The following is a 3805-nucleotide window of genomic DNA, read 5'->3' as shown; positions in this document are numbered from 1 at the left end:
CACGGCACAGACGAAGAGGCCGTTCCCCGGAGAGGGGAACGGCCTCTTCGTCATGGAACGAGGGTCGGCCTCACCCCGCCCGGCGGGCCTGCGCCCGCTGGGCCCGACGCGAGGTCCGGACGTCGTCCTGCGGCGCCGGGACGTCCTCGACCAGGTTGAGGACGACGGCCAGGTGCTCGGCGAAGGAGCGGATCGTCGGGTACTCGATGAACGCGGACGCCTCCACCTGCTCGCCCAGCGCGTCGCCGAGGCGCGCGGTGATGTCGATCAGGATGAGCGAGTCGAGGCCCATGTCGAACAAGTTCTGTTCGGTCTCCGGGAGTCGACCGCTCCCCTCGCCCAGGACCCTGGCGATCTCGTGCCGCACGAACTCGGTGATGATGTCGACGCTCTCGTTCCCGACCGCCGCACCGAGCCGCGCGCTCAGCGTGTCCGGCTGCTGCGCGGGCTCCACGGCGAGGTGGTCCGGCTCGACCCAGTGCCGCTTGTGCTCGAACGGGTACGTGGGCAGCGGGACGCGACCGCGCCGCTCGTCGCCGTAGAACGCGCTCCAGTCGGCGTCGGCTCCCGCGGCCCACACCGTCGCCAGGGCGTGCGCGGTGCGGTGCAGTCCGGCCGGAGCGGCGCCGGCGGGCTGGAGACGCAGCAGCACGGCGTCCGCGGGAGCGTCGGCGGGCGTCTGCGGAACGCCCGTCCAGGTGGCCGGGTCCGTGTCGAGCAGGCGCAGCGCCTCCGCGGCGGTGAGCGCACCGGACAGACAGGCGCCGACGAGCCGGGCGACCGGGCCGCCGGTCACGGCGGCGGGCCGCACCCCCCACGCGGTGAACAGACGGGCGGCGGCCAGCTGGGCGACCAGGGCCGCCGCCGCGTCGTCGGCGGCAAGGAGCGCTTCGGGGTCCGCGTCGGTCACCGCCTGGAGCTGCGCGCGGTAGGCGGGCAGTGCGCGCAGCAGCGCCACGGCGTGCGCGCCGCCGTCGCCGAGCCGGTCGGCCACGCCGTAGGCCACGTCGGGGCGGCCGGCCGCGCCTTCCCCGATGATCAGCTGCTTGCGGTCGGCGAGGGCGAGGGCCAGAGCCGCCTCGCGCAGGTCGGAGCAGACCACGGCGCAACGGTGACGTTGGGCACGGCGGCCGACGCCCAGGGTCTTGGCCACGTCGGCGGCCGAGAGCTCCGGGTGCTTGCGCAGATGCCGGGCGAGGTCGGCCATGCTCCGCTTCAGCGCCTGCGGCGAGCGCGCCGAGAGCACCAGGAGCTCGGCCGGGCGGGACACGGACGGCGCCGGGCGGGCCGGCGGAGCCTCGAGGACGACGTGCGCGTTCGTGCCGCCGATCCCGAAGGCGCTGACCCCGGCGCGGCGCGGCACACCGTCCGCGGCGGGCCAGTCGGCGAGTTCGGTGGCGACGTGGAACGGACCGGCGGCGAAGTCGATCTCCGGGTTGGGCGACTCGAAGTTCAGGCTCGGGACCAGCTCGCCGTGGCGCAGCATCAGCGAGGTCTTGATCAGGCCCGCCATGCCCGCGGCGACGTCGAGATGGCCGATGTTGGTCTTCACCGAGCCGATCGCGCACCTCCCGGCGCCCTCGGGGTCCTCGGCGAACACGGCGTTGAGCGCGGTCACCTCGATGGGGTCGCCGAGCGGGGTGCCCGTGCCGTGCGCCTCGAGGTATCCGATGGTGTGCGGCGGGCAGTCGGCGATCTGCTGGGCGTCGCGGATGACGGCCGCCTGGCCCTCGACGGTCGGCGCGGTGTAACCGGCCTTCGCCGCACCGTCGTTGTTGACGGCGGTGCCCTTGATGACCGCGTGGACGAAGTCGCCGTCGGCGAGGGCGTCGCGCAGCCGCTTGAGGACCACCACGCCGACGCCGTCCCCGACGATGGTGCCCTGCGCCTTGGCGTCGAAGGCGCGGCAGTGCCCGTCCGGGGAGAGGATCATGCCTTCCTGGTAGCGGTAGCCCTTGCGCTGGGGCACCTTGATGTGCACCGCCCCGGCCAGTGCCGTGTCGCAGTCGCCGCTGATCAGGCTGAGGCAGGCGGTGTGGACGGCGACCAGCGAGGTGGAGCACGCGGTGTTGACGCTGAGACTGGGGCCCCGCAGGTCCAGCTTGTAGGAGACCCGGGTGGCGAGGAAGTCCTTGTCGTTGGCGAGCATCAGCCGGTAGTCGTCGAGGGTGGAGGCGGCGCGGTAGCGGTCGTGCAGGTTGTTCAGCAGGTACGTGTTCATTCCGGCGCCCGCGTACACGCCGATGGCGCCGTCGTACGCGCCGGGGTCGTAACCGGCGTCCTCCAGTGCTTCCAGGGCGCACTCGAGGAACTGCCGGTGCTGCGGGTCGAGGATGTCCGCCTCGTCGGCGGTGACGCGGAAGAGGTCGGCGTCGAACTGCTCGACGTCGGGCAGCAGTTGGGCGGCCTTGACGTAACCCGGGTCGTCGAGGAGCTGTGGATCCACGCCCGCGGCGAGCAGGTCCTCGTCGGACAGGAAGGTCGTCGACTCCACGCCTTCGCGCAGATTGCGCCAGAAGGCGTCCACGGAGGGAGCGCCCGGCAGGCGGCATGCCATGCCGATGACGGCGATGTCGGATTCCCGGATGTCGTGCTGGTCCTGCTGGTCCATCTCTGCCTCCTTCAGGCGAGCTTGATGCCCATGCGGGTGGCCGTCCTGCGCATGTCGAGAAAGCTGCCGGCCACGAAACGGGCCGCGTTCTCGTCCCCGTGGAGTTCGCTGAAGATCTCGACCAGCGCCGGCTCGTGCGTCTTCGGATCGACATCGGTGCGGGCGATGTCGAAAACGATGTCCTGGAGACGCTGTTCGAGATCCGGCAGGTTCGCGGCGCGCGGGAACTTGATGCTGTAGGTGGCGCGGTCGTAGTTCTTGTTCTTCTTCACCGCCCGCAGGTGACTGGAGGCGTTCAGCTTGTAGAACATGCAGCCCCAGTTGGCGAAGGAGTAGTAGTTCAGCAGGGGATACAGAGTGCAGTGGGTCTCCAGCGGCGAGGACTGGTAAAGCCCTTTCTCCTTCAGTTCCCGCACCATCATGTCGGGGTCGTAGTCGTAGCGCATCGAGATGAACGGGAAGACGACCTTCGGCAGTTCGTCGTCGGTGGCGAACAGCAGGTCCTCCAGTTCCTCCCCGAAGAGCCGGCCGGTCAGCTCCTGGCCGAAGGTCTCGTAGAAGCCGCGCACGATCTCCCGGACGTTGGACTCCATGGTGAGGATCTGCTGCGGGTCCGCGCACAGCGCGATGTACGGGATCTTGTTGCGGACCGCGCAGAGGATGGCCCGGATGACGAAGAACGTGCGGCAGGAGACGCACGGCAGTTTCTCGTCGAGATACTCTCCGGGTTTCTGCGGCGCGGGCCGGTTGAAGACGTCACGCATCATCGTCGTGATCCCGGCCTCGTCCGAGTCCAGCACGAAATGCGCCGGGATCTTGTCCTTCGCCAGTTTGACGTTGTCGGCGGCGTGCACGCTCTCGAAGGGGATGTCGAAGGTATAGGCGAGGACCCGCTTGCCGTATTCGTTGACGAACTTGTCCAGCATGTACGTGCTGTCCTTGCCGCCGCTGTACATGAACAGACAGTCGAACTCGCCGTCGGGATGGCGGCCGCCGGCCGTGAACTCCTCGAATATCCGGTTGGTGTAGGTGAAGTTCTCCAGCAGCTCATCGGCCACTTCGAGGTTGCACAGGTTGCAGACCTCGTCGGCGTCCAGGGTGATGCCGGGGTGGCCCTCTTGCAGAGAACACACGGCGCAGTGGGCCATGAATCCCGCCTTTCAAGGATGGTCGTACGCGGAATGACAGGTGGCG

Annotated in this window: 2 protein-coding genes; both read right to left on the bottom strand. The window is 69.6% G+C overall.

Annotation, left to right across the window (positions count from 1 at the left end):
- Nucleotides 1–70 precede the first annotated feature (70 nt).
- A complete protein-coding gene (locus AB0J04_RS14960; protein ID WP_363168818.1) occupies nt 71–2611 on the bottom strand; it encodes a beta-ketoacyl synthase N-terminal-like domain-containing protein in 2541 nt (846 codons plus the stop codon).
- A gap of 11 nt (nt 2612–2622) precedes the next feature.
- On the bottom strand, nt 2623–3759 hold the full coding sequence (locus AB0J04_RS14955) for an OzmP (RefSeq protein ID WP_363168817.1): 1137 nt from the start codon (nt 3757–3759) through the stop codon (nt 2623–2625).
- Between the last annotated feature and the right edge of the window lie 46 nt (nt 3760–3805).

The organism is Streptomyces sp. NPDC050263 (genome assembly GCF_040655955.1).
Taxonomy (GTDB): Bacteria; Actinomycetota; Actinomycetes; order Streptomycetales; family Streptomycetaceae; genus Streptomyces.
Note: the sequence above shows the minus strand (reverse complement) of the source record. Positions and strands in the feature narration are given on the sequence as shown.

What these genes read in the sequence shown, in the direction of transcription:
- AB0J04_RS14960 (WP_363168818.1), bottom strand. Translation starts at nt 2,611, where the DNA reads ATGGACCAGCAGGACCAGCACGACATCCGGGAATCCGACATCGCCGTC.
- AB0J04_RS14955 (WP_363168817.1), bottom strand. Translation starts at nt 3,759, where the DNA reads ATGGCCCACTGCGCCGTGTGTTCTCTGCAAGAGGGCCACCCCGGCATC.